We start from the raw sequence: 17,966 nt of genomic DNA on the forward strand, positions 1-17,966 counted from the left end.
ATGGCTGACGAGCTCAAAATTTCGTATGATGAACTCAGTAGTGCTTCTAGGGTCCTGAAGAATATCGAACAGACGATTGGTGATTTTACGGGAGCCGAAGCTGATTCGTCTTGCATGGGCGGTCCTTTAGTGAGTAAGGCGTATGATAAGTGCATAACCCGTTTGCATACGCTGAGCCGTAAATACTCCAGGAAGGCGGGTGACCTTGGATCGATGCTTGACAGTGTGGTCAAGGAGTTCCGCGATGCGGACAACAGGATAGGGGACCAGGCTGGTCAGATGCTCAGTTCCAGCTCGAATGCTCAGGCGGTGCATCGTGGCTGACCAAGACATCCACTTCAGCATGGCGATTCCTGATGGCTGGGAGCGATTGGACCTTACCGGAAAGGGGAGGCGGGATTACGCGCGCGCCCAGGCCCAAAGGGCAGTGGAACAGATACCGGCTTTGGCGGGCAAAAGGAAAGTGATAGAGAACAGCCTCTACCATGAGCTCACATCCTCTTGGGCGAAAGGTGTGCGGTATGGGGCCACAATGGCGCAGCCTACTGCCGATGGGATTCTGGACGCTTCGATAACCGTCTCGATTCTTCCTGAACCTCCTCACCATGACGACGAATCTGTTTTCGAGGCGATATCTGCCACCGTGCATGAGAATGATGAGGATTCGGATGGTGATGACGAGTCGGATGTTTCGATGATCAATCTGCCACAGGCGGGAAGGGCGGTGCGGGTTTACGGGCATCGCACCTTGCATCCGGGCGAGGGTTCCCGGCCTCTCAAGTATTCGGTCCTGCAGACTTTTGTTCCTTGTGGAGGCCGTGTAGTCATGGTGATGGGATTCACGTTTTCCTCTGATGTGGAGGATCAGCTATTTGAATTGTTCGATTTGATCACCGGTACATTGTCGGTATGGCTTGAGAGGGGCGTTGACAGATGAGTTTGGGTCTTGACTGGTGGGCGATTGATGTTCGCTTTGATCCTGTACCCGGGGATCCGGCCGGCGTCAGGCAGTGTGCTGCCGAGGCAAGGTCAAAGTCTTCAACAGTGGAGTCCCTCAAAGATCGTGTGAGCCGAATCAGGTCTAGTTACAACAGTGGATCGGTGTTCGTTGGCAAAGCGGCTGACAAGTTTATCTCCAAGCTGGACGATTTTCCCAGCAATCTTTCCAGCTTGTCGAATGGGTTGAACGCGATTTATAAGACCCTGGATTCGTGGTCCGCCTGCATGGAGGATTGCCAGCGCAGGGCCGGCAATGCCTATCACCGGGCGGTGGCGGCCAAGAACAGCGTCTCCAATGCGCAGTCACAGCTGGTTGGCGCTTGCGGCGATGCGGCCAATGCCGACAGGGATCTGCTGCAGGTGAAGCGTACGCTGGGTGCGGATGTCGATGATGCGGATATGCGACGGGCGCAGCGTCGTGCCGATGCCGCCCAGGGGCAGGTGGCTTCCTTCCGCAGACAGTTGGACAATGCGCAGGGATTGTATGATGCAGCCCGTAGTGATGTTTTCAAGGTTGGCGACGAGTACATTAACGGCGCCGATGCCGCTGTTCGTGGGCTGAACGGGGCCCTGGACGATTTGCCTCCCGTCTCGGTGTTTGATCGTGTCTATTACAGCGATACCTGGCGGACGATCGTCAAAGTCGCGGAGGTCGCCGCCAATGTTGTAGGCGTAGCGATGCTGCTATTGGGGCCTGGAGGCATACTCGGCTTGCTTGCTTTTGCACTGGCCGCCGTAGGCTTTGCAAACGATGTTCTGGCTTATAGCCACGGAGATGAAAACCTGTGGCAAGTAGGGCTTGGTTTTCTCTCACTGTTTTTGGCTTCTCTAGGTGGTTTCATGAAACAGAGTGCTGCCGGGGTGCGGTTTTTTGCTGAGTCGAAGGGATTGCCGATGTACCAGCGGGTGATCGGCGGGCTGAATTCGTCTGGCCGTAATTCCGGCATGGTCACGGATTTTATGTCCGTATTCAGGAAGGACAATTTTCAATTGATTCATGATACCGGCATCTGGAAGGATCGGAAGGCGTTTGACGGGATCTGTCGGAACATTATCTCTGGAAACAACAAGGAGGTGACCCGTATATTCAATGATTTTCAGTTAAGGAGCTTATCGCCGCATGATTGGAAATGGATACTGGGGAAAAGCGATCTGTACGGGGTCTTCAACCAGGCGGATGTTGCGACGATAAGGCGGTATGGGATGGATACAACAAGCCGCAGGGCTTTGCGTGAAGCCCGCAAGACTTTGCGCAAAGATGCCAAGCTGAATGTGGCCAAGGATTTGGTTGATGCAGCAAGGCGTATCGAAGACCATAAGGCTGAGGGCAAGACTGGATACGGGGCCGGCATGACGGAGTGGGCCGGCCTGCTTGCCCCGGCTGTGCCGGTCCTTGGCTTGGCGGGCGAAGTGGCGGATTCGAGGCTTTGAGCGGGAGGGTGGTGTGTGATGGCTGTTGGTGTTTCTGGTTCCTTGCGGCTTCCTGGTGGGGGGGTCCTGGCTGCAGAGCGCGTCTTCGATCATGTCGCGGGTGGCGGGGTGTGCACGTCATGCGCCCGCGGGGGAGCGTGCCTTTTCCCGTGCCGGCGTGGTGCGCAAGCTGGCGGTGTACGGGGCTGCCTTCCTGGCGGGGTTTGTGCCGGGCTGGGCGTTCCTGTACGACCAGGAGGAGCAGTGGGTGCGCGACCGTTGCATCCAGTTCGGCCTGGCGGGCCTGTTCTCGGGTTTTGCGATGGCGTGGTTTTTGGACCGGTTCGAGAGCCGTGGGGGGCGTCCGGGGTTCTGGTGCCTGGCGCTGACGATGCCGATGATGCCCTGCTGGGGGGTGATGTTCGGCGCGATGACCGGCGCGAATCCGGGGGTGATGCGTTGGGTGTTGGTGTCGGTGGCCGTGCTGGTGGTGGCCGGGGTGACCTGGCTGCGGTTCGTGTCGGATCTGGTGCATGGCCGTGTGGCGGCGTGGGCGGCTTCGGCCGTGTCGTGCGTGGTGCCGTCGTGGATGCTGTGCCTGCTGTTCGGGGGTTCCCCCCTGTCGTGCCTGCCCTGGTGCGTGGCGGTGGGCGCGGTGGGCGCCTTGTGGTTTCTGCAGGACCTGTGGGCTATCGATTATTGTGCGGGCGATGATCGTGACGCCTCCTTCGAGTGGCTGGCGGCCTGGGCGCTGATCATCGACCTGATGACCCTGGTGGCCGCCCTGGCACGCGGCAGCACCGCCGCACAGGACCAATGAGGGCGTTGCTGGTGAGGAATCGTCCAGGCTTTTACTGGGCTTCAGGCCTTACATGAAGGATGTCTACAGCCGTAATGCAATCTACGCTGGTTGTCGACAATGAAGTTGGTTGCGGAGGAATCTGTTCTGGCTGGCCGCTCGAGTTGTATGGAAGGAAAGGGACCATGGCTATTGCCTTGTTTGAAAACAGACCGCCTCGCCTGGCAGAGATGAAGGGTTTCGAACCCATGTATGACGCTACATTGCGCGAATGCCTGCAGCGGCCGTTCTACCTGTTTGCCCGGGGGCGGGGGAGATCGTGCCGCAAGGAGATATGGGTGTTCTTCATCGTTCTCTCAATTGTAGAGTCGGGCCTGAGTAAGGTATGCGGCGGGGGAGCCTGGGCTCTCATTCCCCTGGTCTTCGACCTGATCATGGTGGTACCGCAGTATGCTCTGGAGGTGCGGCGTCTGCATGATTTATTGCTGCCGGGATGGCTGACTTTGATTCCGTACGGTCTTATGGTTATAGCCACGATTGGGCTGGTGAAATCTCGAATGTTGACCATAGGTGGCGGTCCTTTGCTTTTGGCTGTCATTCCGCTGCTCGTGTCGATGTTGATTCAGCTGGTCATCATGTGCACGCCTTCCCGTTATCGCCGTCCGTCCTTTGACAACGGGGCAATTAGCAACGGGGCAATAGGGGCGGGAGTGAACCAGTCGGGTACGGCCCGACCTTGGACTGACTAGCCTGTATGGGTGGATTTATATAAGGAGACTGGAATGACCGATACTGCTGCGGATATGGAAGGACAGGGAACCGCTGGGATGAGTGTGGATGAGCAATTATTGAAAGGCCTTCCAGCTCCCATTGCCCGCATAATACGACTGCTGGCTCAGCGGGGGATACCCTCGTACGTCAACGCCGGCGGCGGTCCTGTACTGGTGCCACTGGTCGATTGCGGCATTATTTTTGTAATGAGCAGAAGTCTGGATTTCATTGGTTTCACAAGTCTGTGGAGCCGGGGATTCAGCTCCGCCAGGTACCGCGATGCGGTGAATGCCTGTGCCGAATGGAACCGATCGGTCGGATATCTCAAGGCCTATGCCACTGAACCTTCCCTGGAACAGAACCAGGCCGTCAGGATAGCGGGAGTCGGGCAGATCATGTACGACGAGCGGGATGAGGTACTGGGACAGCGTCTCGATGATTCCATCTATATCATACAGAATCTTTATGCTTGGATGAATGAGCAATGCCCGGATCCTATACGCATACCGAATGCACCATACGGAAGAGGGGCATGAACGAATGGAACAGCCGATGAAATCCGTGGTTGACGGAAAAAGAATACAGCAATGGTTGGAGGCTCAAGGATACCGTGTCGAGCATCATGAGCAGTCCTGGGTCGGTTTGTGGGGGAATATCATGCTCGATTTCAGTGTACGTGGCGAGCACGATGAGTATCTGGTGGTTCGTGGGGCTGAGCAGGGCAGTCATCCGAATGGACACCGTGAGTTGCTTGAGGATGTCTGTAATGCCTGGAACCGGGACTATGAGGGGCCAGCTGCTTATTTGCAGAGTTCCGAGGAAGGCTTGGTCTTCCGCACGGTATTCGTGGTGAACTGCCAGGGCGGCATGGATGATGATCAGTTCGATCGCCTGATGAAGTATGCCATGGCGGGGTCGGACGGTTTCCTTGGCTTTGCCCAGGGGCAGCTGTCGAAGTTAAGGATGAGCTAGGGTGAAGTGCAGGGTTAGGCGTGACCGTGCTGCCGGGGCATGCACGCTGGCGGTAAAACCCACCCGGGGTGAAATGCCTGACCTGGCGCTGGCTCAGGTTCTGCTTTCAGGAAGGTATGCGGATTACCTGATTCCCTTCACTTATGAGGGGGATTTGCGAGAAGCCAGGTTCTACTATGATTTGACCGGAGCCACATCCCTGGACCGTGTTCTGCGGCATGGCATGACCGCTGACCGGTATGCCGGGGTTTTGCAGGCCATAGGGGATGTGGCGCGGGTGTGCGCAGAGGAGCGCGCAGTTCTGCAGACGGTGCTCTGGCATCAGGATTATCTGTACTTTGCCGGTGATGACACGGTTCCGCGAATGATACAGGTTCCCATCATCGATGGGCCCCGCTTCGATGCCAGTCCCCTTTCCCTGCTTTTCAGACTCAGCAAGGTCGATACTGGCACTTTTGGGCATCCGGAGTGGTCTCGGTCGGTTGAGGCGTTCGTGCAAACAAGCAAGGAGTTCGATGCGGATGCCTACCATGCCATGCTGGCATCGATCCTCCCGGCGGGCAGATTCCGGACCCTGCCGGGGGGTGATGGCGCCAGCGCCGAGTCCTCGGGCTCTGAAGCTCGGAGCCAGGTTGGTGCCGGGACGGGCCCATCCGGCACGGATCCAACCGGGGACCATGCGGGTGAATCCCATGGCGATGAGGATGAGTACTACTCGGAAACGATTCTCAAGCTGCCGGAGGAGGGAGCTGCCACGGAGGCTCCCTCTGGGGATCGGGCTCTGGAATCGGATGGCAATCCGGGAATTCGACTTTCGGATGAGGGCAATGATGGGGACACCGTTCTGGGTATGTCCCCTCATCCAGACCGGGATATACGCGGGGCGGATGAAGCCCCCGGCGTTTCCGGCGATGAGGGGCCGGCCAGCCTCAACATGAGTAGGAGGCCCCGCTTCCGTGTCACCAGAATCCGAGATGGATACCGGGTGAATTGCAGCCAGGATACGGCCACAATAGGAAGATCCGCCCAGGCTGACATCCATATGGGCGGCAACATGAACGTCAGCAGGATACATGCCCAAATCCGCCGGCTTCCTGGTGGCGGGTTCGAAATAACAGACCGGCATTCCTCCAACGGAACCAGGGTGTCTGGCCGTCTGCTCGCCCCTGGTGAAACTGCGCCTGTCGGGCCCTCGGGTGTCTTCTCTCTTGCTGATTCCGACTTCATGATAGAGGAGCTTGAACGCGAAGGGGCGACGGGGTCGTGGAGCAATTCACCTTCCTCTGGCCTGAGAGGTGGTGTGTGATGGCTGTTGGTGTTTCCGGTTCCTTGCGGCTTCCTGCGGGGAGGTCCTGGCTGCAGAGCGCGTCTTCAATCATGTCGCGGGTGGCGGGGTGTGCGCGTCATGCGCCTGCGGGGGAGCGTGCCTTTTCGCGTGCCGGCGTGGTGCGCAAGCTGGCGGTGTATGGGGCGGCCTTCCTGGCGGGGTTTGTGCCTGGCTGGGCGTTCCTGTATGGGGATGAGCAGTGGATGCGCGACCGTTTTATACAGTTTCTTCTGGTGGGCCTGTTCTCGGGTTTTGCGATGATATGGTTTTTGGGCCGGTTCGAGAGCCGTGGGGGGCGTCCGGGGTTCTGGTGTCTGGCGCTGACGATGCCGATGATGCCCTGCTGGGGGGTGGTGTTCGGTGCGATGACCGGCGAGAGTCCGGGGGTGATGCGTTGGGTGTTGGTGTCGGTGGCCGTGCTGGTGGTGGCCGGGGTGACCTGGCTGCGGTTCGTGTCGGATCTGGTGCGTGGCCGTGTGGCGGCGTGGGCGGCTTCGGCCGTGTCGTGTGTGGTGCCGTCGTGGATGCTGTGCCTGCTGTTCGGGGGTTCCCCCCTGTCGTGTCTGCCTTGGTGCGTGGCGGTGGGCGCAACGGGCGCCTTGTGGTTTCTGCAGGACCTGTGGGCGATCGACTATTGCGCGGGCGACGACCGTGACGCCTCCTTCGAGTGGCTGGCTGCCTGGGCGCTCATCTTCGACCTGATGACCCTGGTGGCCGCTCTGGCACGCGGCGGCACCGCCGCACAAGGAAAATGAGCTTGCCCCGGGGGGATGCTGCTCTTTGCCTGGCTGAGTAGTGCCAGGTGATGGATAGACGCGGATCGAACGCGCAGCGTGGGAGGCGGCATGGTGGCCTGGCTGGCCCTGCCTTCTGGCTTATGCTACTGGGAACTGTTTCTTTCCCCTTTTATTGATTTGGGCAGGGATGGTGGAAGTTCGGCGCACGTTGCCTGTCCAAGACTGACAGTGGGAGGGGGAGGGTGTCGCGAGGGTGATGAGTCCCCGTCTGCAAGTAGCGTTGAGGTATGTCTGAGCTTCAAACCCATCTGTTGGACAAGGCCCCGTTTGGGCGGGTCGTGCCGGCCATGGTCACCCCCATGAACCATGATGGGTCCGTGGATTTTGAGGCCGCCGGCAAGTTGGCCCGCAGGCTTGTGGCTGATGGGGCGGATGGGTTGCTGGTCAACGGCACCACCGGTGAATCCCCGGCCACCCACATGGAAGAGAAAGTCGATTTGGTACGAGCCGTCAAGGATGCCGTCGATGTGCCCGTCATCTCTGGAGCGGGCTCCAATGACACGGCGCACACGGTACGTATGGCCGAGATGACCCAGGAGGCCGGGGCGGATGCCCTGTTGGTGGTCATGCCCTACTATTCGCGGCCCTCCCAGGATGGGGTTGTAGCGCATTTCAGGTCCGTCTGCCGGTCTGTGGATCGTCCTATCGTGCTCTACGATGTACCTGGCCGCACTGGGTTGCACGTGACTGTGGATACCTACCGTCGTCTTGCCGAATTGCCGCATGTGGAGGCCGTCAAGGATGCCACGGGCGACCTGGCTTCCATGCCCCGCAAACGCCAGGAGACCGGCCTGACCTGGTATTCAGGCGATGACGGGCTTTTTCTGCCCTTCCTTGCCCTGGGTGCGGTCGGTGTCATTTCGGTGATCGCCCACGTGGCCTCCGGACCGATGAAGCGCCTGGCCGACGACTTCGATGCCGGGGACCTGGATGGTGCCAGGGGTCTGGCCGTGCGTCTGGACCCGCTGGTCCGGGCTCTGAACGGCCAGGGTCAGCAGGCGGTCATGGCCAAGGCCGCTCTGAAAGTGGCCGGGGTCTTGGACAGCACGACGATGAGGCTCCCTAATCTTGGGCCTGGCAAGGACCAGCTGATCCAAGCCGAGAAAGGCATGAAGGCCGCAGGACTGATGCGTTCCTGACAAGCAACCAAGCGTCGCCCCTGTATCAGACGGGGGTACAGATAATGGAAACACAAGTGACAATGGCAAGAAAACAAGAAGAATCAAACACGACCGGCAAGAGCAGAAATCGTCGGTCCTCCTCCAAGAACGGTAAGCAGGGGTCAAGCAGGTCCCGGGGTGAATCCCGTAGCCGCCGCAACGGCGCCATCGCCCGCGGCAAGGGCACCCAGACCGAGCAGCATCTGGTTGCTCCTCCCAAGTACCGCAAGGGCTCCATGCGTATCGTTCCGCTTGGGGGTCTGGGGGAGATCGGCCGCAATATGAACGTGATCGAGTACAACGGTCACATCCTGCTGATCGACTGCGGTGTGCTCTTCCCGGAGGAGGAGCAGCCGGGCGTGGACCTGATTCTGCCTGACTTCAGCTATATCAAGGACAAGCTGGACCAGGTGGATGCCCTGGTGCTGACCCATGGGCATGAGGACCATATCGGTGGCGTGCCCTACCTGCTCAAGCTGCGTCCGGATATCCCCCTGATTGGCTCCAAGCTGACCCTGGGATTCGTGGATGCCAAGTGCGAGGAGCACCATCTCAAGCCCACCGAGGTTGAGGTCAAGGGCCGTGACAAGCTCAAGGTGGGCCCCTTCAATCTGGAGTTCGTGGCGGTCACCCACTCCATCCCTGACGCACTGGCCGTCTCTGTGCGCACTCCTGCGGGTCACATCATCGACACCGGCGACATGAAGATCGACCCGCTGCCTTTGGATCACCGCCTGACCGATCTGCGCGAGTTCGCCAAGTTGGGCGAGTCCGGCGTGGACCTGCTCATGGTCGATTCCACTAACGCCGAGGTCCCCGGCTTCGTCAAGCCTGAGATTTCCATCGCCCCCGCCCTGGACAAGGCCTTCGCCGAGGCCCAGCGCAAGATCATCGTGGCCTCCTTCTCCAGCCACGTCCACCGGGTGCAGCAGGTGGTCGACGCCGCTCACAAGTTCGGCCGCAAGGTGGTCTTCGCCGGCCGGTCCATGGTCCGCAACATGTCGATCGCCTCCGACCTGGGTTACCTGCATCTGCCCGAGGACACTGTGGTCGATCTCAAGGACGCCCACAGCATCCCCGACGAGAAGATCGTCTACATGTGCACCGGCTCCCAGGGCGAGCCCATGGCGGCCTTGGGCCGCATTGCCGACGGGACCCACCGCGACATCACCATCAATGAGTTCGACACGGTCATCCTGGCCAGCTCGCTGATTCCCGGAAACGAGCATGAGGTCTACAAGGTCATCAACAAGCTGGTGCGCCTTGGCGCCAAGGTGGTCAACCGCGACAACGCGGCCATCCACGTCTCCGGCCACTCCGATGAGGGCGAGCTGCTGCACTTCTACAACATCGTGCAGCCCAAGTGCGCCATGCCTATCCACGGCGAGAACCGGCATCTGGTGGCCAACGGCCTGATTGCCGTCAAGACCGGCGTGGATCCGCAGAACGTGGTCCTGGCCGAGGACGGCGACGTGGTGGACCTCTACCATGGCCAGGCCGCCGTGGTCGGGTCCGTGCCCTGCGGATACGTCTATGTGGACGGCGACTCCGTGGGCCAGCTGACCGATGATGAGCTGGAGCAGCGCAGGATTCTGGGCACCGAGGGCTTCGTCTCCGCCTTCGCCGTGGTCGACACCGAGACCAGCAAGGTCGTCTCCGGCCCCAAGCTCTACCTGAACGCCGTGGCCGAGGATGAGAGCGAGTTCAAGTCCATCAATTCCCAGATTGTCGATCAGCTTGAGGATGCCATGTCCAAGGGGACCACCGGTACCTACCAGCTCCAGCAGATGATGCGCCGCACCCTGGGCGGCTGGATATCCCGCAAGCTGCACCGTCGGCCCATGATTGTGCCCGTGGTGGCCGACATCGCCACCGACGTGCAGTCGCAGGACTGATCGCCGCTGCCTGCATACTGATACTGAAGGCTCCGGTCGCCCAGATGGACGGCCGGAGCCTTCAGTGTTATCAGTAAAAAAGGGAGTGCTTACATGCTCACGATGATCTTGACGTGGTTTTCCGCGTCCTCACGCAGCGGACGGAAGCCCTTGTCCACGATGTCCTCGATCTTGATCCGGTCGGTGATGAAGGTGGACAGGTCGATGTTCCGGTCATGGATGAGCTTGATGGCATCGGCATGATCGTTGGCGTATCCCATGGACCCCGACATCAGCTTTTCGCCGAAGCCCATCTCCATGGTCAGGTCCAGGCTGATGGGCTTGACGTGGATGGCCACGACGACCAGGCTGCCCTGGGCCTTGAGTGCCGACAGAAGCTGGTGGACCACCGGTCCGGCGCCAGCCGCGTCGAAGGCCACATCGGCGCCACGGCCATCGGTCTCGGTCTTGACCCGCTCCAGCAGATCCTCCTTGCTGGGGTCGACGACCAGGTCAGCGGCACCGGACTGCAGGGCCTTGTCCTTGCGGGCCTGGGAGAGCTCGGACATGATGACCTTGAGTCCCTTGGCCTTGAGCACGGTTCCCAGCAGCAGGCCGACAGGTCCTGCTCCGCCGACCAGGGCGGTCTGCCCGGGCTCGGTGTGGATCAGACGCACGGCGTGGTAGGCCACTGAGAAGGGTTCGATCAGGGCTGCCTGATCCAGGGGCAGGTCGCCCACGGGGAAGACGCGCTCGGCGGCCACCACCATGTGCTCGCTCATGCCGCCGCCCCAGCCGTTGATGCCGATGAAGCCCAGCTTGGAGCAGTCGTTGTAGTTGCCGGCCTTGCAGGCTGGGCATTCTCCACAGGCCATCTCGGCCTCGACTACCACGGAATCGCCCACCTTCATGTCGGTGTGCACATCATCGGCAATGGCCTCGATGGTGCCCGAGATCTCATGGCCGAAGACCACCGGCAGGGTCTCCCCGGAAAGAGGGTGCGGGGTGTCTTTGGAGTTGCCGCCGTTTTGCTCGCCGTCATAATAAAGGTGAAGGTCGGAACCGCAGATGCCTGTGAAGGCAGGGTGAATCTTTATGGTCCCCGGCTTGAGCTCGGGCTCGGGAATGTCCTCCAGGCGTACATCTTGCTTGCCGTAGTACATCAATGCTTTCATATCGTATATCCTCTCTGATATGCGTGTAGCCCTGCACGGACGAAGTTGAATACCCAACATGACATCCCTGCGGGCAGGTGACGCTCCCTCATTGGAGACCGCCCAATTCTCATATTACCGCGGATATGTGGCCACGGTAATAGGAGTTTCGGTCAGGACCTCGCCACCCTGGTCGAAACCGAAGTCGCCCAGCCAGTGTCCTAACCTGCTGGGCCCCTTGCCGCACCAGACCACACAGGCGCTGCGGTCGGCCTGTCCGCTCAGTAGACGGTTGGCGGTTCCTGTCACCCTGTCGTTGCCTAGACGGTAGTCCAGGAACTTGCCGTCCCCGTGGTGACGGGCCACCCGCTGACGCTGCTCCTGGTCCAGCACCCGCCAGGGGTCGGCGGCGCAGAAGACCCGGGCGGGCAGGTCCTGCTCAGCTGCCTGGATCAGGGCCAGGCCTCCGCCCAGGCTATGTCCGGTAAAGAACACCCCACGGTCGGTTCCAGTTCTGCGTCGGGCCAGGTCAAGCGCCTGCTTGGCCAGGATGTCTGCCTGCTGTGTCTGTCCCGGCTCTCCGTTCAGCGGTGGCAGGAAGCAGGTCAGCGCGGCATGGATGTCATGGCGGGGGTCGTCACGCAGATTGGTGCCTGCATAGACCACGACTAAATGGGCATAGTCCGGGCCATCTTCCAGATTCTGAGCGACAATCATCCCCTCGAAGCCGTTTTCGGGGCAGTAGCGGGAGCGCAGCACCCAGTAGCTGCCCAGGGCCGGATCCTCGAACCAGTGCAGGCCCGGCCGGGTCTTGACATCCCCTCGACCGATCCCATAGGAGTACTGGCAGAGCATGTTGAGCTGCTGAGTGGTAAACCCGGTCCGGACCTGCATGACGCTTCCTTTCTGCCAGACTCGTGAGGTATGGACCATGAACAACCGCCTTAAGGCCCGACTATTCCCGTCCGGACTGCGCCGTCAGAAAAGAGGGGAATCGTCGCGCTGGCCCGTCGGCTGGTGCCCGCATTAGACTTGACATGCCATATCCATATAGGACCTATGCCGATGCCGGTGGGGGCACCGGCATCCATGCGCGAAAGGAAATTCATGCCCGGAGCCAATCTGACTCGTGTGGAAGCCGAAGAACGAGCCGTCGTCGTATCCAATGTCAGCTACAAGGTCAATCTGGACCTGACCAAGGGGCCTGCCACCTTCCCCTCCACGGCCCTGATCGACTTTGATGCCCGGCCGGGGGAGTCCACCTTTGTGGATCTGATCGCCGACCAGGTCAGCCTGATCGAGCTCAACGGCCAACGCCTGGATCCGGCCCTGGCCTTCCGGGATGACCGGATTGAGCTGAACGACCTGCGCGAGCACAACCAGCTGCGGGTGGAGGCCCTCTGCCGTTATTCGCGGACAGGCGAGGGTCTGCATCGCAGCGTGGACCCTTCGGATGGCAACGTCTACCTCTACTCCCAATTCGAGGTGCCCGACGCCCGCAGGGTCTATGCCGTCTTCGACCAGCCGGACATCAAGGCCATCTTCGACTTCACCGTGGATGCCCCGGCATCCTGGACGGTCCTGTCCAACATGCCTCCAGCCTCCCATCAGGACCTGGACAGCCGCACCGCCGAGGGAACCCTGGAGGGCGGCCGCACCGAGGGCGTGACCCGTTGGGTCTTCCAGACCACCCCGGTCATGAGCTCCTACCTGACCGCCTTCGCCGCCGGACCCTATGCCCAATGGACCAGCGAATACCAGAACGAGGATGGACGGACCATCCCCATGGGCCTGTACTGCCGCCAGGCGCTCAAGGGCTCCCTGGACGGGGATGCTGAATACCTCTTCGACGTGACCAAGAAGGGCTTCGCCTTCTATGCCAAGACCTGGGACCTACCCTTCCCCTGGGCCAAGTACGACCAGATCTTCGTGCCCGAATACAACGCGGGCGCCATGGAGAACATCGGCCTGGTCACCTTCCGCGACTCCTACGTCTTCGAGTCCAAGGCCACCGGGGCCCAGATCAACCGCCGTGTGGAGACCGTCCTGCACGAGCTGGCCCACATGTGGTTCGGCGACCTGGTTACCATGAAGTGGTGGAACGATCTGTGGCTGAACGAGTCCTTCGCCGAGTTCATGTCGACCCTGGCCACCGCCGAGGCCACTGAGTGGACCGACGACTGGGCCACCTTCTGCTCCGGTGAGAAGAGCTGGGCCCTGACCGAGGATCAGCTGCCCACCACCCATCCTGTGGTGGCCCCCATCCGCGACCTGCACGATACCGAGGTCAACTTCGACGGCATCACCTATGCCAAGGGCGGTTCTGTCCTGAAGCAGCTGGTCGCCTACGTGGGCCGTGAGCGCTTCTTCCAGGGTATCCACAACTATCTGACGGCACATGCCCACGGCAATGCCACCCTGAAGGATCTGCTGACCGAGCTGGAGAAGACCAGCGGCCGCGACCTGGGCAACTGGTCCCGGCTCTGGCTCGAGGAGGCCGGCATCACCACGCTGACCAGCCAGGTGCAGACCGACGAGCGGGGGATCATCACCGCCATGCGGATCGACCAGACCGCCCCCGAGGAGCATCCGGTCCTGCGTCCCCACCGCCTGGCTGTGGGCTTCTATAACGAGGACCAGTCCGGCAAGGTGGTGCGTACAGACCGGTTCGAGCTGGATCTGGACGGCCAGGGAGCCGAAGTGCCCCAGGTTGTTGGCAAGAAGCGTCCGGCCCTGATCCTGATCAACGACGACGACCTGACCTACGCCAAATTGCGTTTGGACCAGGATTCCCTGGAGTATGCCACGCAGAACCTCTACCGAATCGAGGACCGTCTGGCCCGGGCCGTGGTCTGGCTCAGCCTCTGGGATATGACCCGGGATGCACAGTTCCCTGCTGAGCGCTTCATCGGCCTGAGCCTGAAGGCCCTGGCCACCGAGCACCAGTCCACCACCTTCCGTTACGCCCTGTCTCAGATCTCCACGGCCGCCCACCACTTCACCGCCTCCCGTCGCCGCCAGCCCATGCTGCAGCTGGTGGCCAGCACGCTCTGGGATCTGGCCATGAAGGCCCAGCCCGGGTCCGACGAGCAGTTCCAGCTGGTCCGCGCCTACCTGGGTTACGGGGACGACGCCGACTTCGAGGATCACGCCCGTGGTCTGCTGAGCGGCGACCTGAAGCTGGAAGGTCTGACCATCGACAACAACACCCGCTGGCTGATCATCCACGCCCTGTCCGCCCACGACCTGCTGGCTGATGGGGAGATCGACCGGGAGCTGGCTGCGAAAGACACCACGGAGAACCGCGAGTTCGCCATGGGCGCCCGGGCCGCCCGTCCGACGGCCGAGGCCAAGGCCTGGGCCTGGGATCAGGCCTTGCACAACGAGGATCTGACCAACTCACAGATCGAGGCCCTGGCTGACGGCTTCTCCGGCTCAGGGGACCAGGAGCTCTTCGCGCCCTACGTGGACCGTTTCTTTGCGGCTGTGGACCAGGTCTGGGCCCATAAGACCTTCCACATCGCGGAGACCCTGCTCAACCCGCTGTCGGCAGGCGGGCTCTACCCGACCAAGGCTGATCCGGCCGCCCTGGTCAAGGCGGGTGACGCCTGGCTGGCCGACCACGCCGAGGCCCCCAAGGCCCTGCGTGGGATGATCATCCAGAACGTGGAGTCCTCCAGGCGCATCCTCAAAGTCCGCGAATACAACGAGCGTCTGCGCTGAGTATTCCGCCCGCCCCGGCCCGGGTGGCGACGGGTCAGGGGCGGGGCCATAATGAATCTGTTGCCTGAATGCAGGCTGGTACGTTCGGAGGAGAGCAAATGCCCAGATTATTCGGTACCGATGGTGTACGCGGTTTAGCCAATAGAGACCTGACTGCACAACTGGCCCTGGATCTGGGCGATGCGGCAGTCCGTGTCCTGGGCCGTGGCGCGGATCGGTCCGCGGGCCGCCGACGGGCCCTGATCGGCCGCGACACGAGGGTCTCCGGGGACTTCCTGGCCTCGGCCCTGGCCGCCGGCATGTCTTCGGGTGGCTTCGACGTGATTGACGTGGGCATCATTCCCACCCCGGGCATCGCCTACCTGACCAGCGTGCTGAACGTGGAGATGGGGGCGGTCATCTCCGCCTCCCACAACCCCATGCCCGACAACGGCATCAAGTTCTTCGCTCGGGGCGGGTTCAAGCTCCAGGATTCCAAGGAGGACGACATCGAAGCGGTCCTGGGTCAGGACTGGGAACGTCCGGTGGGCGAGGGCGTGGGCCGCGTCTCCCATGACACGGTGACCGCCACCAACATGTACATCGACCATCTGGTGGAGGCCGTGGCCCCCGTTGCACCCGACAAGACCCAGCCCAAGCCCCTTGACGGCCTGCGGATTGTGGCCGACTGCGCCAACGGAGCCACCTCGGTGGTAGCCCCCGAGGCCCTGCGCCGGGCCGGAGCGGATGTAGTGGTCATCAACGCCTCGCCCGATGGCTACAACATCAACAAGCACGCCGGCTCTACCCATCCCGAGCAGTTGCAGGCCATGGTCAAGGCCTCGGATGCGGTCATGGGTGTGGCCTTCGACGGGGATGCCGACCGCTGTCTGGCCGTGGATGAAGAGGGAAACATGGTCAACGGCGATCAGATCATGGGCATCCTGGCCCGCGCCAAGCAGCGCGAGGGCAAGCTTGCCAACGATACCCTGGTGGTCACCGTCATGAGCAACCTGGGATTGAAGCTGGCCCTGAAGCAGATGGGCATCGTCACCGTCCAGACGGCTGTGGGCGACCGTTACGTTCTTGAGGAGATGCTGCGTGGCGGCTACACCCTGGGCGGTGAGCAGTCCGGGCACGTCATCAACCGGGAGTTCGCTACCACAGGAGACGGTACCCTGACGGCCCTGACCCTGGCCAAGGAGGTCGTGCGTTCGGGCAAGAGTCTCAAGGAGCTGGCCGCCGACTTCCCACAGCTGCCCCAGCAGTTGATCAACGTCTCCGGCGTGGACAAGAACGCGGCCCGTACCAACGCCAAGGTTCAGGATGCGGTCGAGGCGGAGGAGCGGATGCTGGGCAACACCGGCCGGGTTCTGCTGCGGCCCTCGGGCACCGAGCCTTTGGTCAGGGTCATGGTCGAGGCGGCCACCCAGGAGCAGGCCGACCAGGTCTGCCAGCGGCTGGCTTCGGTCGTGGCCGACGAGCTGGCCATCTGAATCGACGACCCAGGAAAGGCGGAATCATCCATGTTCGGCAGAAAGGCGGCCTTCGACGCCGATCTCAACCACCGGGTGGAATCCATGCTGGCCGAGGCCGGCAAAGAAGAGCTCCTGCCCATCGTGCAGATGGGCGAACCCGTCCTGCGCCAGCGGGCCCAGCCCTACAAGGGTCAGCTGGCAGCCAAGACTCTGAACAGGCTGCTCAAGGCCATGCGTACCACCATGCTTGAGGCCCCCGGCGTGGGGCTGGCTGCACCTCAGGTGGGTCTGGGCCTGGCCATCGCCGTCATCGAGGACCATGTCCGCGACGATGAGGACGATCCGCGCGAGATCGACGAGCTGCCCTTCAGGGTCATCATCAATCCCTCCTATGAGCCTATCGGGCAGGAGACCGCGGCCTTCTACGAGGGATGCCTGTCCCTGGAAGGATTCCAGGCGGTTCGGCGGCGCTGGCTGGACATCATGGCCAGCTGGGAGGACCGTTCCGGGCGCAAGCACCGCCAGCACATGCATGGCTGGCCGGCCCGTATTTTCCAGCATGAGACCGACCATCTGTCGGGCGAGGTCTACATCGACAAGGCCGAGATTCGCAGCCTGTCCTCCGATGACAACCTGAGCGAATACTGGGCCTATGACCCGGTTCCCACCGAGGCGGCGCAGGAGCTCGGCTTCACCATCTGAATCCTGCGAACCCTCTAAATTTTCTTGACTCTCTGATCCAGGGCCATAGCCTCTGTTAGTTCCGGTCCGTCCCCCTTCAGGGGCGCCACTGGGTGCATGGTCAATTCTTCTGAGGCTTGACGGCCGGGTTCCACAGCCTTGGGCAGGATCGTACTGCCCTCTATGCCTGGGTCCAGCCAGGAGTCCAGGTTTTCATCGGTGATCAGCAGGGGCATCCGGTCGTGCACCCGGGCAGCCTCCGGCGTGGCTTGCGTCGTCAGGATGGTGGCGGTCAGCAGCCAGGGTTGACCAGGCCTGGCACGCCACCAGGAGTAGAGTCCGGCGATGTTCAGGGTGTGGCCGTCGGGAGCCTGGAAGTAGTAGGGCTGATGGTCAGGCGTCCACTCGTAGTAGCCGCTGGCCGGGATGATGGCCCTCTGACTCCTGGCCGAGTCCGCGTAGGTCCGCTTGGTCAGGGCGCTCTCCACTCGGGCGTTATGGGTGGGGTAGGCCATCTGATCGCTTTCGGACCAGGATGGGACCAGGTTCCAACGGGCCGGATGCAGATGCCGCTGCCCATGTCGGTCCTGGGCCACCAGGGTGATGACCGACCCGGGGCTGATGTTCCAGGAGGGCTTGGGCAGTCCCGGAGCCTGCCGGGCACCGTAGTGTTGGGCCAGGCTGGAGTAGTCCAGGTCGGCCGCGAATCGTCCACACATGAAGCCCATTCTATGGAGGCTTGGAGCCAGCGTCGAGGAAACGCCGGAGGCCTTTTCCCGGGCCAGTCTAAATGCTGATTGACCCCTCTTTCCTGCTAGCATGAAAGTGGTCTGCGGCAGCGG

17 protein-coding genes are annotated in these 17,966 nt (G+C 61.5%); 14 read left to right on the forward strand and 3 right to left on the reverse strand.

Annotation, left to right across the window (positions count from 1 at the left end; all coding sequences use genetic code 11):
- The 11 genes from P272_RS0101530 to P272_RS0101580 all read left to right on the forward strand — a co-directional run bounded on the left by P272_RS0101530 (position 1) and on the right by P272_RS0101580 (position 10,130).
- Complete coding sequence (locus tag P272_RS0101530; protein WP_029677811.1) at positions 1-324, forward strand: hypothetical protein; 324 nt, start codon at positions 1-3, stop codon at positions 322-324.
- Entirely contained in the window at positions 317-937 is a 621-nt protein-coding gene (locus P272_RS0101535) for a hypothetical protein (protein WP_029677812.1), read from the forward strand. Before P272_RS0101530 ends, P272_RS0101535 begins: the two co-directional genes overlap by 8 nt.
- Positions 934-2,430 (forward strand): WXG100 family type VII secretion target, encoded by a 1,497-nt coding sequence (locus P272_RS0101540; protein ID WP_029677813.1) that lies wholly within the window; start codon positions 934-936, stop codon positions 2,428-2,430. The genes P272_RS0101535 and P272_RS0101540 overlap by 4 nt, the downstream gene beginning before the upstream one ends.
- Positions 2,431-2,587: 157 nt before the next feature.
- Positions 2,588-3,229 (forward strand): hypothetical protein, encoded by a 642-nt coding sequence (locus tag P272_RS0101545; protein WP_172636683.1) that lies wholly within the window; start codon positions 2,588-2,590, stop codon positions 3,227-3,229.
- A 164-nt stretch (positions 3,230-3,393) separates the two neighbouring features.
- The gene (locus P272_RS08815; protein ID WP_052323104.1) at positions 3,394-3,957 is read left to right on the forward strand and encodes a DUF805 domain-containing protein; all 564 of its coding nucleotides are present in this window, start codon (positions 3,394-3,396) and stop codon (positions 3,955-3,957) included.
- A gap of 33 nt (positions 3,958-3,990) precedes the next feature.
- Positions 3,991-4,515 carry a hypothetical protein gene (locus tag P272_RS0101555; protein ID WP_029677816.1) on the forward strand — a complete coding sequence of 175 codons (525 nt, stop codon included), beginning with the start codon at positions 3,991-3,993 and terminating at the stop codon, positions 4,513-4,515.
- A 4-nt stretch (positions 4,516-4,519) separates the two neighbouring features.
- On the forward strand, positions 4,520-4,951 hold the full coding sequence (locus P272_RS0101560; RefSeq protein WP_172636684.1) for a YbjN domain-containing protein: 432 nt from the start codon (positions 4,520-4,522) through the stop codon (positions 4,949-4,951).
- 1 nt (position 4,952) lies between these two features.
- Positions 4,953-6,257, forward strand: coding sequence for an FHA domain-containing protein (locus P272_RS0101565; RefSeq protein WP_044097635.1), 1,305 nt, complete (start codon positions 4,953-4,955; stop codon positions 6,255-6,257).
- Positions 6,258-6,394: 137 nt separating this feature from the next.
- Entirely contained in the window at positions 6,395-7,033 is a 639-nt protein-coding gene (locus P272_RS0101570; RefSeq protein WP_172636685.1) for a hypothetical protein, read from the forward strand.
- Between the two features lie 269 nt (positions 7,034-7,302).
- The gene (gene dapA / locus P272_RS0101575) at positions 7,303-8,214 is read left to right on the forward strand and encodes a 4-hydroxy-tetrahydrodipicolinate synthase (RefSeq protein ID WP_029677820.1); all 912 of its coding nucleotides are present in this window, start codon (positions 7,303-7,305) and stop codon (positions 8,212-8,214) included.
- A gap of 62 nt (positions 8,215-8,276) precedes the next feature.
- Positions 8,277-10,130, forward strand: a complete 1,854-nt coding sequence (locus tag P272_RS0101580) for a ribonuclease J (protein ID WP_029677821.1) — start codon at positions 8,277-8,279, stop codon at positions 10,128-10,130.
- Positions 10,131-10,219: 89 nt separating this feature from the next.
- Here the strand turns inward: P272_RS0101580 and P272_RS0101585 are convergent, their stop codons facing one another.
- Together P272_RS0101585 and P272_RS0101590 are read right to left on the reverse strand one after the other, a co-directional pair.
- Positions 10,220-11,284, reverse strand: a complete 1,065-nt coding sequence (locus P272_RS0101585) for a 2,3-butanediol dehydrogenase (protein WP_029677822.1) — start codon at positions 11,282-11,284, stop codon at positions 10,220-10,222.
- 114 nt (positions 11,285-11,398) lie between these two features.
- The gene (locus P272_RS0101590) at positions 11,399-12,157 is read right to left on the reverse strand and encodes a hypothetical protein (RefSeq protein WP_029677823.1); all 759 of its coding nucleotides are present in this window, start codon (positions 12,155-12,157) and stop codon (positions 11,399-11,401) included.
- A 213-nt stretch (positions 12,158-12,370) separates the two neighbouring features.
- Here P272_RS0101590 and pepN point away from each other — a divergent pair, with 213 nt between their 5' ends.
- The 3 genes from pepN (at position 12,371) to P272_RS0101605 (ending at position 17,145) form a co-directional block, all read left to right on the forward strand.
- Positions 12,371-14,986 carry an aminopeptidase N gene (gene pepN / locus P272_RS0101595; RefSeq protein ID WP_029677824.1) on the forward strand — a complete coding sequence of 872 codons (2,616 nt, stop codon included), beginning with the start codon at positions 12,371-12,373 and terminating at the stop codon, positions 14,984-14,986.
- Between the two features lie 98 nt (positions 14,987-15,084).
- On the forward strand, positions 15,085-16,461 hold the full coding sequence (glmM, locus tag P272_RS0101600) for a phosphoglucosamine mutase (protein ID WP_029677825.1): 1,377 nt from the start codon (positions 15,085-15,087) through the stop codon (positions 16,459-16,461).
- A gap of 30 nt (positions 16,462-16,491) precedes the next feature.
- Positions 16,492-17,145 carry a peptide deformylase gene (locus tag P272_RS0101605; RefSeq protein ID WP_029677826.1) on the forward strand — a complete coding sequence of 218 codons (654 nt, stop codon included), beginning with the start codon at positions 16,492-16,494 and terminating at the stop codon, positions 17,143-17,145.
- 14 nt (positions 17,146-17,159) lie between these two features.
- Here the strand turns inward: P272_RS0101605 and P272_RS0101610 are convergent, their stop codons facing one another.
- A complete protein-coding gene (locus P272_RS0101610) occupies positions 17,160-17,843 on the reverse strand; it encodes an SOS response-associated peptidase (RefSeq protein ID WP_029677827.1) in 684 nt (227 codons plus the stop codon).
- Positions 17,844-17,966 lie beyond the last annotated feature (123 nt).

Source organism: Bifidobacterium sp. 7101 (assembly GCF_000499285.1).
Classification (GTDB): Bacteria; Actinomycetota; Actinomycetes; order Actinomycetales; family Bifidobacteriaceae; genus Bombiscardovia; species Bombiscardovia apis_A.

Bases quoted from the DNA above. Each gene is read 5' to 3' on its own strand.
- P272_RS0101530 (WP_029677811.1), top strand. From the start codon at position 1: ATGGCTGACGAGCTCAAAATTTCGTATGATGAACTCAGTAGTGCTTCT.
- P272_RS0101540 (WP_029677813.1), top strand. From the start codon at position 934: ATGAGTTTGGGTCTTGACTGGTGGGCGATTGATGTTCGCTTTGATCCT.
- P272_RS08815 (WP_052323104.1), top strand. From the start codon at position 3,394: ATGGCTATTGCCTTGTTTGAAAACAGACCGCCTCGCCTGGCAGAGATG.
- P272_RS0101555 (WP_029677816.1), top strand. From the start codon at position 3,991: ATGACCGATACTGCTGCGGATATGGAAGGACAGGGAACCGCTGGGATG.
- P272_RS0101560 (WP_172636684.1), top strand. From the start codon at position 4,520: ATGGAACAGCCGATGAAATCCGTGGTTGACGGAAAAAGAATACAGCAA.
- dapA (WP_029677820.1), top strand. From the start codon at position 7,303: ATGTCTGAGCTTCAAACCCATCTGTTGGACAAGGCCCCGTTTGGGCGG.
- P272_RS0101580 (WP_029677821.1), top strand. From the start codon at position 8,277: ATGGCAAGAAAACAAGAAGAATCAAACACGACCGGCAAGAGCAGAAAT.
- P272_RS0101585 (WP_029677822.1), bottom strand. From the start codon at position 11,284: ATGAAAGCATTGATGTACTACGGCAAGCAAGATGTACGCCTGGAGGAC.
- P272_RS0101590 (WP_029677823.1), bottom strand. From the start codon at position 12,157: ATGCAGGTCCGGACCGGGTTTACCACTCAGCAGCTCAACATGCTCTGC.
- pepN (WP_029677824.1), top strand. From the start codon at position 12,371: ATGCCCGGAGCCAATCTGACTCGTGTGGAAGCCGAAGAACGAGCCGTC.
- glmM (WP_029677825.1), top strand. From the start codon at position 15,085: ATGCCCAGATTATTCGGTACCGATGGTGTACGCGGTTTAGCCAATAGA.
- P272_RS0101605 (WP_029677826.1), top strand. From the start codon at position 16,492: ATGTTCGGCAGAAAGGCGGCCTTCGACGCCGATCTCAACCACCGGGTG.
- P272_RS0101610 (WP_029677827.1), bottom strand. From the start codon at position 17,843: ATGTGTGGACGATTCGCGGCCGACCTGGACTACTCCAGCCTGGCCCAA.